Consider the following 13,144-nt stretch of genomic DNA (forward strand, 5'->3'; position numbering starts at 1 on the left):
CGTCGGATGGTGCTGCTGGCTGGGATGGCCGCGCTCGCCGTCGCCGCCTCCGTCGGGGTATTGACCTGGGACAACCCGATGCCGGTCGGCACCGAGGGGTTCTGGCTCATCGCGCAGATGCGCGTCGAGACGCTGGTGACCGTCGCGGTGGTCGCCGTCGCCCAGGGCGCGGCGACGGTGGCCTTCCAGACGGCGACGCACAACCGTATCCTCACCCCGTCGATCATGGGCTTCGAGTCGCTCTACACCGCCGTGCAGACCGGGGCGGTCTTCCTCTTCGGAATCGCCGGGGCCACGATGGTCTCCGGGCTGCCGCAGTTCCTGCTGCAGGCCGCGCTCATGGTGGCCTTCGCCTCGGCGCTCTACGGCTGGCTGCTCTCCGGCCGGTTCTCGAACATGCATCTGATGCTGCTGGTCGGGGTGGTCATCGGCGGGGGACTGGGGTCGCTGTCGACGTTCATGCAGCGGCTGCTCACGCCCTCGGAGTTCGACGTGCTCACCGCGCGGATGTTCGGCAGCATCGCCAACGCCGAGTCGGCGTACCTGCCCTATGCGCTGCCGGCGGTGCTGGTGGTCGCCGCGGTGCTGTGGCTGCGCGCCCGCCGGCTCGACGTCATCGCCCTCGGCTCGGACGCGGCGACCAGCCTGGGGCTGAACCACCGGCGCGAAGTCATGCTGATCCTGCTGATGGTCTCGATCCTGATGGCGATGTCGACCTCGCTGGTCGGCCCGATGACCTTCCTCGGATTCCTCGCCGCCACGCTGACCTATCAGCTGTACGACACGCCCTCGCACCGGCTGCTGCTGCCGGCCGCGGGGCTGGTCGCCTACACCATCCTGACCGTCGCCTACTTCCTGCTGCGCCATGTCTTCTACGCCCAGGGGGCGGTGACGATCATCGTCGAGCTGGTCGGCGGCGGCGTGTTCCTGATCGTGCTGATGAGAAAGGGGCGCCTGTGATCACCCTCGACGCGGTCACCAAGACCTACTCCTCGGAGGTGTCCATCGGGCCGGTCTCGGTGGAGATCGCTCGCGGCGGCATCACCGCTCTGGTGGGCCCCAACGGGGCGGGCAAGTCGACGGTGCTGACGATGATCGGCCGGCTGCTCGGCGCCGACGACGGCACCATCGAGGTCGGCGGCCACGACGTCGCGACGACGCGCTCGCGGACGCTGGCGACGGTGCTGTCGATCCTGCGCCAGGAGAACCACTTCGTCACCCGGCTGACCGTCCGCCAGCTGGTCGGCTTCGGCCGCTTTCCGCATTCCCGGGGGCGGCTGACCGCCGAGGACGAGCGGCACATCGACGCCGCGATCGACTTCCTCGACCTGGCCGACCTGCAGGACCGGTACCTGGACCAGCTCTCCGGCGGCCAGCGGCAGCGGGCCTATGTGGCGATGGTGCTGGCCCAGGACACCGAATACGTGCTGCTCGACGAGCCGCTGAACAACCTCGACATGCAGCACGCGGTGCAGATGATGCGCCAGCTGCGCCGGGCCGCCGACGAGCTCGGCCGCACTGTGGTCGTGGTGCTGCACGACGTGAACTTCGCCGCCCACTACGCCGACCGGATCCTGGCGATGCAGGACGGGCACGTCGTCGAGCACGGCGCCCCGCGCGAGATCATGACCGACGAGGTGCTCACCCGCGTCTTCCACACCGAGGTGCAGGTCATCGAGGGTCCGCACGGGCCGCTGGCGGTGTACTACTGAGCGGCGGGCCGGCCGGCATCCGGAGACGATGACTCCGTGGAAACTGTGGGAAAGAGTGCGCTTTCCCACAGTTTCCACGGACTCATCGTGGACCGAACGACGACGGCGACGGCCCCGGCGCGCATGCCGGACCGTCGCCGTCGTCGTCTCGGCTCACTCCGCCGCGGCGGTGTACAACGAGCGGGTCCTGGTCTCCGGAGCCAGCCAGAGGGCGACGAAGGTCAGCGCGCCGAGCAGGGCGAGGTAGTAGCCGACGGCGTCGACGCCCTGGACCTGCACCAGCCAGGAGGCGGCGAAGGGGGTCAGGGCCGCGCCCAGGATGGAGGCGGCGTTGTAGGCGACGCCCGAGCCGGTGTAGCGGGTGTTGGTCGGGAAGAGCTCCGGCAGCACCGCCGACATCGGCCCGAAGGTCAGGCCCATCAGGGCCATGCCGACGCAGAGGAAGACCAGCATGAGGCCGACGTTCATGCCTTCGCCGGTGCCCATCGATGCCGGCGCCAGCCAGATGCCGAAGGTGAAGCCGAAGACGATGATCGCGGCGGTGACCACCAGCAGCATCGGCCGACGGCCGACCTTGTCGGCCAGCGCACCGGAGACCGGGATGAAGGCGGCGAAGAACAGGATCGAGATCAGCTGCAGGATCAGGAACGAGTGGTAGTCGTACTGCAGCCCGCCGGTCTCCGCCGAACCGATGGCATAGGACAGGATCCAGGTGGTCATCAGGTAGAAGAGGCCGTAGGTGGCCAGCATGATGAAGGTGCCCATGACGATGCGCCGCCAGTCTTTGGCGAAGACCTCGCGGATGGGCGCCTTCACTCGCTCGTCGTTCTGCATCGCACGGGCGAAGACCGGCGTCTCCTCGATGCGCAGACGGACGTAGAGGCCGATGCCGATCATCACGATCGACAGGAGGAACGGCACCCGCCAGCCCCAGACGACGAACGGGTCGTCGAGCGACGGCGAGGTGGAGTCGTAGGCGAAGAGCGTGGTGAGCACCAGGAAGAGACCGTTGGCCAGGATGAAGCCGAACGGCGCGCCGAGCTGCGGCCACATCGCCGCCGAGGCGCGTCTGCCGGGCTTGGCGGTCTCGCTGGCCAGCAGGGCCGCGCCGGACCATTCGCCGCCGAGGCCCAGTCCCTGGCAGAACCGCAGGATGGTCAGCATCGTCGGCGCCCAGATCCCGATCTGGTGGTAGGTCGGCAGCATGCCGATGAAGAAGGTGGCCAGCCCCATGATCAGCAGCGCTCCGACCAGGGTGGCCTTGCGGCCGACGATGTCGCCGAAGTGGCCGAAGATCACCGAGCCCAGCGGCCGCGCGAGGAAGGCGACGCCGAAGGTCGCCATGGACAGCAGCAGGTTCATCGCGTCGGTGTCGCCGTGGAAGAACAGCAGCGGGAAGATCGAGACCGCCGCGGTGGCGTAGATGTAGAAGTCGTAGAACTCGATCGTGGTGCCGATGAGCGACGCCAGGATGATGCGGTGCCGGGGGATCTCGGCGTGGGCGGCCTCGGCGGCGCCCGCCGAGACGCTCGTCGACCCCTGCGACGGACTGCTGGACATGGACAGGACTCCTCGATCAGGTCAGCGATGACAGGATGACGTCGTCACTGTAGAGCCGGTTCCGCCCGTGCGGGGCGGGCCGGCCATCAGGTTCCGCATGCTGAGACCGTGCGCCGGCGGGCCCGCCCGCCGCACGATGAGTCCGTGGAAGGTGTGGGAAAGAGCGCGCTTTCCCACACCTTCCACGGACTCACCACCGGGGGGAGCGGAGTGCGGCTCAGGAGGCCAGCGGCGTCGGGGCGTACTCCACCATCTGCAGCCGACCGTCGAAGAGGCGGCTGGAGAGCATCGTCAGCGCGACGTCGCCGAAGCCCTCGAAGACCCGCTCGCGGCCGGAGGCGCCGGTGATCACCGGGAAGATGACCAGCCGCAGCCGGTCGACGACGCCGGCGGCCATCAGCGAGCGGCAGAGGCTCAGGCTGCCCAGCGTGCGCAGCGACTGACCCTCGGCCTTCATCCGGCGCACCGCCTCGGCGGCGTCGCCGCGGACCAGCTCGGTGTGCGGCCAGGTCAGCGGCTGCTCGAGCGAGGAGGAGCAGACGACCTTGTCGGCGTCGTCGAGGGCGATCAGCGTCTCGGCCTCCTCCTCGGAGACCTCGGCCTTCCCGTCGTGGACCGCCCGGGACATCTCCGACATCACCTCATAGGTGGTCGTCCCCATCAGCAGGCGGTGGGAGTTCTCCGGCTGGTGGTCCAGCCAGCGCAGATACTCCGGGCCCTCGCGGCCCCACCAGCCGGGCCATCCCTCGGCGGAGGCATAGCCGTCCAGCGAGGTGACGACGTCCATCAGCAGCTCCGGCTCCCGCCGGCGGGCGCTCCGAGTCATGATCGTCCCTCCTGGGCCCACTCTAGTGCGCCGGGCCTGCGGGCGGAATGCCCGGCCCGTCCGCGCGCGAGCTCCTGAGGCGCGATGACTCCGTGGCAACGGTGGGAAAGCGCGCGCTTTCCCACAGTTTCCACGGAGTCATTCCGGGAGGGGAGGGGAGGAAGAAGGGCGACGGCGACGGCCGGTCCCGGTCACCCCTCGATGGTGGCCACGATCTCGCCGGCCGAGAGCGTCGCGCCCGGCTCGACGGACAACCCCTTCAACGTGCCGGATTTGTGAGCGGTCAGCGGCTGCTCCATCTTCATCGCCTCGAGCACCAGGATCTGGTCGCCCTCCGAGACTGTCGCGCCGTCCTTCGCCTGGACCTTGACCACGGTGCCCTGCATCGGCGAGGTCAGCGAGTCGCCCGAGGGTGCGGCGGCCGAGGAGCGGCGGGACCGCCGCCGGCGCTTCCTCGTCGGGGCGGCGGCCAGTTTGCCGGCCGCCAGCGAGGCCGGCAGCGAGACGTCGACGCGCTTGCCGTTGACCTCCATGACCACCGACTGCCGCTCCGGCTCCGGGGCGGCCTGGGCGGCTGGAGCGTGGTGCGGGGCGATGGTGTTGTCGAACTCGGTCTCGATCCAGCGGGTGTGCACTGCGAAGGACTCGGGCTTCTTCTTCGCCCCGGGCGCGGCATGCAGCTCCGGCGCGAAGGCCGGGTCCTCGACGACGACGCGGTGGAAGGGCAGCACCGAGGGCATGCCCTCGACCTGCATCTCGGCCAGCGCGCGCTTCGAGCGCTGCAGCGCCTGCTCGCGGCTCGCGCCGGTGACGATCAGCTTGGCGATCATCGAGTCGAAGGCCCCGGAGATCGACTCGCCGGAGCGCACGCCGGAGTCCACACGCACACCCGGACCGGTGGGCAGTCCGAAGTGCTCGAGCTTGCCCGGCGCCGGCATGAAGCCGCGCCCGGCGTCCTCGCCGTTGATGCGGAACTCGAAGGAGTGCCCGCGGATCTCCGGGTCGTCGTAGCCCAGCCGCTCGCCGCGGGCGATGCGGAACTGCTCGCGGACCAGATCCAGGCCGGTGACCTCCTCGGAGACCGGGTGCTCGACCTGCAGCCGGGTGTTGACCTCCAGGAAGCTGATGGTGCCGTCCTGGCCGACGAGGAACTCGCAGGTGCCGGCGCCGACGTAGCCGGCCTCCTTCAGCAGCGCCTTCGACGCCCGGTAGAGCTGACGGGTCTGCGCGCGCGTCAGGAACGGCGCGGGGGCCTCCTCGACGAGCTTCTGGTTGCGCCGCTGCAGCGAGCAGTCGCGGGTCGAGACGACGACGACGTCGCCGTGGGCGTCGGCCAGGCACTGGGTCTCCACATGCCGGGGCGCGTCGAGGAACCTCTCGATGAAGCACTCGCCGCGGCCGAAGGCGGTGACCGCCTCACGGACGGCGGAGTCGTAGAGCTCGACGATCTCGTCGCGCTTCCGGGCGACCTTGATGCCGCGCCCGCCGCCGCCGTAGGCGGCCTTGATGGCGATCGGCAGCCCCTGTTTGTCCGCGAACTTCACGACCTCCTTGGCCGAGGAGACCGGCTCCTTGGTGCCCGGGGCCAGCGGGGCGCCGACCTTCTCGGCCAGCTGTCGCGCCGAGACCTTGTCGCCCAGGGTCTCGATGGCCGCCGGCGTCGGGCCGATCCAGGTCAGTCCCGCCTCGGAGACGGCGCGGGCGAAGTCGGCGTTCTCGGAGAGGAAGCCGTAGCCGGGGTGGACCGCATCGGCGCCGGTGGCCCGGGCGGCCTCGAGGATCTTGTCGATGACCAGGTAGCTGTCGGCCGCCGTCGCCCCGCCCAGGGCATAGGCCTCGTCGGCCATGGTCACGTGCATCGCCTCGCGGTCCGGGTCCGCATAGACGGCCACAGTGGCCAGCCCCTCGTCGCGGGCCGCGCGGATCACCCGCACGGCGATCTCGCCGCGGTTGGCGATCAGCACCTTGGAGAAGTCAGTCATGGTCGTCGGAAGCTCCTGATCAGCGGTCGTGGGTCCACAGAGTCGTGATGTCGATGTCCAGCTCGGCGAGCAGCTCGCCCAGCGCCCTCGGCGAGACGCCGATCACCGACTGCGGGTCGCCGTCGACCCCGTCGATGAAGGCCGCGCCGCGGCCGTCGATGGTGAAGGCCCCCGCACATCCCAGCGGCTCGCCGGAGTGCGCGTAGGCGCGGATCTGCTCCTCGCTCGGCGTGCCGAAGCGCACCTGCGTGGAGACCGTCCGCGCCGCCGTCGCGCCGTCGCGCGGCCGCACCAGGTGATGGCCCGAGTGCAGCGTGCCGGTGCGTCCGCGCAGACCTCGCCAGCGCTCGACCGCGACCTCGGGTTCGTGGGGTTTGCCGTAGGCGACGCCGTCCAGCTCGAAGACCGAGTCGCAGCCGAGCACCAGCACTTCGTCGGAGGCGCCGGGCTCGGCGGCCTCCTCATCGCCCTCCTCGGCGACGGCTCGGGCCACCGCCTCCGCCTTGGCCTGCGCCAGCAGCCCGGCCATGCGCGACGGGGTGACCTGCTCGCCGGCCGCTCGGGCGGCCTCGACGGCGGCGTCCTCGTCCACCGCGGAGACGCGGACGGTGAAGTCGACGCCGGCGCGGGTGAGCACCTCGGCGCGGCCGGGGGAGGCGGATCCCAGGATCAGCCGGGCGCTCATCGCAGTCCTCCGGCCTGGAGCCAGGAGCCGAGGCCGGGCCGCGGCCACAGGCCCAGCCGACGGCGGCGCTCCAGCGTCCGGTCGCGGGGTCCGGTGCGGCCGTGGTCGGTCTCGGCGGCGGGCTCGGCACCGGCCAGCCGGCCGACGACGGCGGCGACGGCGGCCTGCTCCTCCTCGGTCAGCGGTGTGCCGGTCACGCGCAGCAGCGGCGCCTCCTCGGCGTCTCCGCCGCCGGCGTCCGTCGGGTCCCCGGCGTCGGGGGCGCTCGTCGAAGTCATGAACGTCGTCCTTCCTGCCGAGACCGGCTCACAGCGGGATGTTGCCGTGCTTCTTCGCCGGCAGCGCCTCGCGCTTGTGGAACGTCGCCCGCAGCGCCTGGGTGATCTGCCAGCGGGTCTCGGCGGGCTCGATCACCGCGTCGATGTAGCCCAGCTCGGCGGCCTGGTACGGGGTGAGGAGCTCCTTCTCGTACTCGTCGACGAGCTCGGCGCGGCGGGCCTCGACGTCGCCGCCCTCCTTGCCGACGGAGGCCAGCTCGCGACGGTGCAGGATGTTCACCGCTCCGGAGGCGCCCATCACGCCGATCTGGGCGGTGGGCCAGGCCAGGTTCACGTCGGCGCCGAGCTTCTTGGAGCCCATGACGATGTAGGCGCCGCCGAAGGCCTTGCGGGTGATCACGGTGATCTTCGGGACGGTCGCCTCGGCGTAGGCGTAGAGCAGCTTGGCCCCGCGCCGGATGATGCCGTTGAACTCCTGGTCGGTGCCCGGCAGGAAGCCCGGCACGTCGACGAAGGTCAGGATCGGGATGTTGAAGGCGTCGCAGAACCGCACGAAGCGAGCGGCCTTCTCGCTGGCGTCGATGTCCAAGGTGCCGGCCAGCTGAGAGGGCTGGTTGGCGACGACGCCGACCGTGCGGCCCTCGACCCGGCCCAGGCCGATGAGCACGTTGGGCGCGCGCAGCGCCTGCAGCTCGAGGAAGTGGCCGTCGTCGAGCGTCTGCTCGATCACGGCGCGCATGTCGTAGGGCTGGTTCGCCGAGTCGGGAACCAGCGTGTTCAGCGCCTCGTCCTCGGCCTCGATCTTCACCCGCTCCTCGTGGGGCTCCACCGGCGCCTCGGCGAGGTTGTTCAGCGGCAGGAACTCCAGCAGCTCCTTGGTGAACTCGAGGGCGTCCTCCTCGTCGGCGGCCAGGTAGGAGGCGGTGCCGGTGGTCTCGTTGTGCGAGCGGGCGCCGCCGAGGGTCTCCATGTCCACGTCCTCGCCGGTGACCGACTTGATGACGTCGGGGCCGGTGATGAACATGTGGCTGGTCTGGTCGACCATGATCACGAAGTCGTTCAGCGCCGGGGAGTAGGCCGCCCCTCCGGCGGCCGGGCCCATGATCAGCGAGATCTGCGGCACGACGCCCGAGGAGTGGACGTTGTTCCGGAAGATGTCGGCGAACATCGCCAGCGAGGCCACGCCCTCCTGGATGCGCGCGCCGCCGCCGTCGTTGATGCCGATCACCGGGCAGCCGTTGCGGGCGGCGAACTCCTGGACCTTGACGATCTTCTCGCCGTTGACCTGGGAGAGCGAACCGCCGAAGACGGTGAAGTCCTGGGCGTAGACCGCGACCAGCCGGCCGTCGACGGTGCCGTAGCCGGAGACCAGGCCGTCGCCCAGCGGCTTGCGCTTCTCCATGCCGAAGGAGGTGGAGCGGTGCACCGCCAGCGCGTCGAGCTCGACGAAGGAGTCGGGGTCGAGCAGCATCTCGATGCGCTCGCGGGCGGTGTGCTTGCCGCGCTCATGCTGCTTCTCGACCGCGGCCTCGCCGGCCGGGGCCAGGGTCTGGTCGCGGCGTCGGCGGAAGGCGGCGAGCTTGCCGGCGGTGGTGTCCAGGTCGAGCTCCTCCGCGCCGTCGGTCGCGGAGCGCGCGCGGGGGCCGGCGCCGGAGTCGGAGCGGGGCGAAGAAGTCATCGGTGGGGAGCTGACCTTTTCTCGTCTCGGAGGAACTCTACAATCCGCACGTCAGTCTAGCCCGCTGTCAGCGGCGTCCGGCTGTAGGAAATCTACAACGCCGGCCGGTGTGTCGACGTGCCGGTGTGATGCGGGTGACATCATGCGGTTACCGGTGAGTAGACTGGAGGCATGAGCGAACAGCCGAGCACCCGCCCCCGCCTCGCCCCGCCGGTGGGCCCGCGCGAGCTCTCCGGACGTACTGTGCTGATGTCCGGCGGCAGCCGCGGCATCGGTCATGCCATCGCCGTCGCGCTCGCCGCGCAGGGCGCGAATCTGGTGCTGCTGGCCAAGACCGACGAGCCCCATCCGACGCTGCCGGGCACCGTGCACTCGGCCGTCGCCGACGTCGAGGCCGCCGGCGGCCGCGGACTCGCGGTGGTCGGGGACCTGCGCTCCGACGAGAACGTCGACCGTGCCGTCGCCGCGGCCGAGGAGGCCTACGGCGGCGTCGACGTCGTGGTGAACAACGCCTCGGCCATCGATCTCTCGCCGACCGAATCGCTGAGCATGAAGCGCTGGGATCTGATGCACGACATCAACGTCCGGGGCACCTTCCGTCTCTCGCAGGCGGCGATGCCGCATCTGCGCGCCTCGGCGCGGGCGGCCTCCGGGGGCGGGCAGGAGGCCGGATCTCCCTGGCGGCCGCAGATCCTCACCCTCTCGCCGCCGCTGACCGACGCGGAGGGGCGGCTGGAGCCGGAGTGGTTCGGCCGGCACCTGGGCTACACGATGGCCAAGTACGGCATGTCGATGACGACGCTCGGCCTGGCCCGCGAACTGGCCGACGACGGCGTGCTGGTCAACTCGCTCTGGCCGGCGACGCTGATCGACACCGCCGCAGTGCGGGCCATGCCCGGCGGCGAGGGGCTGGTCCGCTCGGCACGGCGGCCGCAGATCGTCGCCGACGCCGCCCGGGCGGTGCTCACCGGCGCCGTCGGCGCACCCAGCGGGGAGTTCCTCGTCGACGAGCAGGTCCTGGAGGCTTCCGGCGTCGCCGACCTGCGGGGATACGCTGTGGAGGACGGGCGCGAGCTCATCCCGGACGCCTTCCTGCCCGCGGCGCTCGACGCCTGAGGCGGAGGGGAGCGGATGCGGCGAGGCTGCGCCCCGGCACCCGATCCGTCCCGCGGCAGTCCAGGAATCTCCAGGAGGATCTCATGGCAGAGAGCCCGACCGACCATCCTCGGCGCATGCTCGACGTCGAGCTGCTCCGCCGCTCGCTGGTCGCCCCCGGAATCCTGGCCGACCTCGAGCACGTGGAGAGCATCGACTCCACCAACGCCGCGCTGCAGCGCGAGGCCGCCGAGGCGGACTTCGCCCGACGCCGGCCGCATCTGAGCCTGCTGGTCGCCGAGGAGCAGACCGGCGGCCGCGGGCGGATGGCGCGCGGCTGGTCCTCGCCGCCGCACACCTCGCTCTCCGCCTCGCTCGTGCTGCGACCTCGACTGGATCCCGACGCCATGCCGTGGATCTCGCTGGTCGCCGGCCTGGCCCTCGTCGAAGCCCTGGTCGAGGAGCACGGTGTGCCGGCCCGGCTCAAGTGGCCCAACGACGTCCTCGTCGGCGGCCGCAAGATCTGCGGCATCCTCGCCGCGCTCGCCCCGGGGACCGCCGCCGCGGGAGGCTTCGTCTCCGGCCCTTCCGGCCCTTCCGGCCCTTCCGGGCCGACGGCGCCGATGGTGATCCTCGGGACGGGCATCAACGTGCTCCAGGAGGAGCATCAGCTGCCGGTCGAGGGAGCCACCTCGCTGGTGCTCGAGCGCCGACGGGCCGGAGCCGCCGCCGACGTCGGCCTGCTGCCCGGCGACGACCCCGCTCGCGCGGACCTGCGCGCCGATCTGCTGATCCAGTTCATGACCCGGTTCGTCGGTCACCTGACCACGCTGGAGTCCTGCCGCCGCGGCGAGGTGCGCGACTCGCCGGTCGGCCGCGCCGTCGTCGAGGCGATGGAGACCGTCGGCCGTCAGGTGCGCGTCGAGCTGCCCGACGGCTCCGCCCGTCGGGGCAGGGCGGTCGGCGTGGCCGACGACGGCGCGCTGGAGGTCGACGTCGACGCCGAGCGCTCCTCCGCCGAGGAACGCTGGCGCGAGCGCCCGGCGCGGCGGGAGAGCTTCAGCGCCGGGGACGTGGTCCACCTGCGGCCGGTCGAGGAGCCTCCGGGGGCCGCCGGGTAGACTGGGCCGGAACTCATGGGAGGACGGCGATCGGGAGGTCGGAGACCGCGATGAGGCTCAGACTGGTCGACGGCGAACAGGTCGTCGTGCGCACGCGCGCCCACCGGCGCTCGCTGCTGCCGGCCCTGCTGACCCTGCTGGTCACCGTGGCGCTGATCAGCTTCCTGCTGGGCTACGTCTCCCGCGGCTCCCAGCCGGAGGTGATCCGCCACTACAGCCATGTGCTCTCGGTGCTGATCGTCGGCGCCGGAACGCTGACTCTGGTCTTCGGCACGCTGCGCCCGGTGCTGGCCTGGGCCAACCGGGTCACCTGGCTGACCGATCTGCGGGTGGTGCAGAAGAACCTGTTCGGCGCCCCGCAGCCGGTGATCGTGCCGCTGGGGCTGCTCGCCGAGGCGCAGCTGAAGCAGACGCGCCTGCAGGCGATGAGCGGCGCCGGCGACCTGGTGCTGCATCACGGGGCCTACGGGCAGCAGCAGCGCACAGTGCTGGCCGACATGCCCGACGCCGAGCATCTCCACACCGTGCTGGCCGAGGAGCTGGGCGCCTATCGCCGGGCCGCCGCCGCGCAGCACGCCCGCCGCGCCCGCGAGGCCGCGGTGACCACCGATCGAGGGAGCCTGAATGTCTGACTCCAGCCCGGGAACCAGCTCCGATTCCGTCGACGCCTCGGCGGACGACCCGGCGCGCGTGCCCTCGGGCGCCGGCGACCGGGCGCCCGAGTACCTGGCGGGCGAGACCGGCGAGGTTCCGGGCCCCTGGGAGGGCGCCGACGGCTATGCCCCCGAGGAGCTGGCCGCCGCCCGCGAGGACTGGTCGGACTTCCCCTCGCCGCGCAGCCGCCCCGCCGGCTCGCCCGGCGGACCGAGCCTGGGAACCGGCGAGATCGCGCTGCCGCGGCCCCCGCGCCGTCGGGGCGCCGCCCCGGCCGCGGCCACTCCGGAGGACCCGGGCGCGCACAGCCTGCTCGACCCGGTCGACGCCGACACGCCCGAGGAGGCCGCTGAGCGGGCCGCCGTCGAAGCTCCGGCGGCCGGCGTCTCCGACGAGGAGGCCGCCGTCGAGCCGGAGACCGGCCCCGACGGCGCCGCGGACGCCGACCGGGCCCCCGAGACCGCCGCGATCCCGATTCCGACGCTGGAGCAGCGCTCCTGGCATGCGCGGATCCGCGACCTCGAGCGACGGCTGCTCGGCGCTGAACGGACGCTGACCTACCGGCAGATGGCCCGCGAGATGGGCGTGTCCACCCACTCGGCGCGGAAGCTCTGGCGCGCGCTGGGCTTCCCGAACCTCGACGACGACGTCAAGGCCTTCACCCACACCGATGTCGAGGCGCTGGCGACGATGATCGACCTGGTCCGCGAGGGGCACCTCAACGAGGAGACGGCGATCTCGCTGACCCGGTCGATCGGCCAGATGACCGACCGCATGGTGGTCTGGCAGATCGAGGCGCTGGTCGAGGACAAGATCGCCAACGAGCAGCTCTCCGACGCCACCGCACGCAGCCAGGTGGTCGAGACGCTGCCGGAGCTCATCGAGCCGATCCAGCGGCTGATGGGCTACGCCTGGCGGCGCCAGCTCTCGGCGGCGCTGCAGCGGCTGACCGTGCGCGTGGAATCCGGACTGGCCGCCACCGCCCGCGGCCGCGACGGCTCCGAGGACGACTCGCCGCTGCCGCTGGCCCGGGCGGTCGGCTTCGCCGACCTCGTCTCCTACACGTCGCTGTCGCGGACGATGAGCGAGCGGACGCTGGCGCAGACGGTGCAGCGCTTCGAGTCCAAATGCGCCGAGATCATCTCCATCGGCGGCGGCCGGCTGGTCAAGACGGTCGGCGACGAGGTGCTCTACAACGCCGAGACCCCGGAGGCCGGTGCGGAGATCGCCCTGGCCCTGGCGGAGACGATCGCCGCCGACGACGTGCTGCCCCAGGCGCGGGTCTCGGTGGTCTGGGGGCGCGTGCTCTCCCGGATGGGCGACATCTACGGACCCACGGTGAATCTGGCGGCCCGGCTGACCGCGCTGGCGGATCCGGGCACTGTGCTGGTCGACTCGGTCACCGCCCGCGCCCTGGAGCCCGACGACGACTACCTGATGGTCCCGCAGCCGCCGCGGATGGTCCGCGGCTTCGGCGAGGTCACCCCGCATATGCTGCTGCGCTCCGGCGGCACCGGCATCGTGCTCGACGGCGGCTGATCGGCCTGCGGACG

General features: G+C 71.7%; 12 protein-coding genes. 6 read left to right on the forward strand and 6 right to left on the reverse strand.

Translation table 11 applies throughout. The annotated features are described in order from the left end of the window. Both GU5_RS0102205 and GU5_RS0102210 read left to right on the forward strand, forming a co-directional pair. On the forward strand, positions 1-960 hold a 960-nt coding region (locus GU5_RS0102205), incomplete at its 5' end, for an iron chelate uptake ABC transporter family permease subunit (protein WP_010523948.1). After that, positions 957-1,712 carry an ABC transporter ATP-binding protein gene (locus GU5_RS0102210; RefSeq protein WP_010523949.1) on the forward strand — a complete coding sequence of 252 codons (756 nt, stop codon included), beginning with the start codon at positions 957-959 and terminating at the stop codon, positions 1,710-1,712. The genes GU5_RS0102205 and GU5_RS0102210, both read left to right, overlap by 4 nt. A 153-nt stretch (positions 1,713-1,865) precedes the next feature. On the opposite strand, the gene GU5_RS0102215 is transcribed toward GU5_RS0102210, so the two are convergent. The 6 genes from GU5_RS0102215 to GU5_RS0102240 all read right to left on the reverse strand — a co-directional run bounded on the left by GU5_RS0102215 (position 1,866) and on the right by GU5_RS0102240 (position 8,721). Then, positions 1,866-3,272, reverse strand: a complete 1,407-nt coding sequence (locus GU5_RS0102215) for an MFS transporter (RefSeq protein ID WP_010523950.1) — start codon at positions 3,270-3,272, stop codon at positions 1,866-1,868. A 217-nt stretch (positions 3,273-3,489) separates the two neighbouring features. After that, positions 3,490-4,098, reverse strand: coding sequence for a dihydrofolate reductase family protein (locus GU5_RS0102220; protein ID WP_010523951.1), 609 nt, complete (start codon positions 4,096-4,098; stop codon positions 3,490-3,492). 191 nt (positions 4,099-4,289) lie between these two features. Then, positions 4,290-6,080 carry a biotin carboxylase N-terminal domain-containing protein gene (locus GU5_RS0102225; protein ID WP_010523952.1) on the reverse strand — a complete coding sequence of 597 codons (1,791 nt, stop codon included), beginning with the start codon at positions 6,078-6,080 and terminating at the stop codon, positions 4,290-4,292. Positions 6,081-6,099: 19 nt separating this feature from the next. Continuing rightward, complete coding sequence (locus GU5_RS0102230; RefSeq protein WP_010523953.1) at positions 6,100-6,765, reverse strand: nucleoside triphosphate pyrophosphatase; 666 nt, start codon at positions 6,763-6,765, stop codon at positions 6,100-6,102. Next, positions 6,762-7,043 carry an acyl-CoA carboxylase epsilon subunit gene (locus GU5_RS13570; protein WP_010523954.1) on the reverse strand — a complete coding sequence of 94 codons (282 nt, stop codon included), beginning with the start codon at positions 7,041-7,043 and terminating at the stop codon, positions 6,762-6,764. The genes GU5_RS0102230 and GU5_RS13570 overlap by 4 nt, the downstream gene beginning before the upstream one ends. A gap of 28 nt (positions 7,044-7,071) precedes the next feature. Continuing rightward, positions 7,072-8,721, reverse strand: a complete 1,650-nt coding sequence (locus tag GU5_RS0102240; RefSeq protein ID WP_010523955.1) for an acyl-CoA carboxylase subunit beta — start codon at positions 8,719-8,721, stop codon at positions 7,072-7,074. A 171-nt stretch (positions 8,722-8,892) separates the two neighbouring features. On the opposite strand from GU5_RS0102240, the gene GU5_RS0102245 reads away from it, so the two are divergent. From GU5_RS0102245 to GU5_RS0102260, 4 genes are all read left to right on the forward strand, one after another. After that, positions 8,893-9,837: an NAD(P)-dependent oxidoreductase gene (locus GU5_RS0102245; RefSeq protein ID WP_010523956.1), complete on the forward strand. Its 945-nt coding sequence runs from the start codon at positions 8,893-8,895 to the stop codon at positions 9,835-9,837. Between the two features lie 83 nt (positions 9,838-9,920). Next, positions 9,921-10,937, forward strand: coding sequence for a biotin--[acetyl-CoA-carboxylase] ligase (locus tag GU5_RS13575; RefSeq protein ID WP_010523957.1), 1,017 nt, complete (start codon positions 9,921-9,923; stop codon positions 10,935-10,937). A 50-nt stretch (positions 10,938-10,987) separates the two neighbouring features. Further along, positions 10,988-11,569, forward strand: coding sequence for a hypothetical protein (locus tag GU5_RS0102255; protein ID WP_010523958.1), 582 nt, complete (start codon positions 10,988-10,990; stop codon positions 11,567-11,569). 331 nt (positions 11,570-11,900) lie between these two features. Next, a complete protein-coding gene (locus GU5_RS0102260) occupies positions 11,901-13,130 on the forward strand; it encodes an adenylate/guanylate cyclase domain-containing protein (RefSeq protein WP_029513939.1) in 1,230 nt (409 codons plus the stop codon). The last annotated feature ends 14 nt before the right edge of the window (positions 13,131-13,144 follow it).

The sequence above is a fragment of the Nesterenkonia sp. F genome (assembly GCF_000220985.1).
In the GTDB taxonomy this organism is placed as follows: Bacteria; Actinomycetota; Actinomycetes; order Actinomycetales; family Micrococcaceae; genus Nesterenkonia.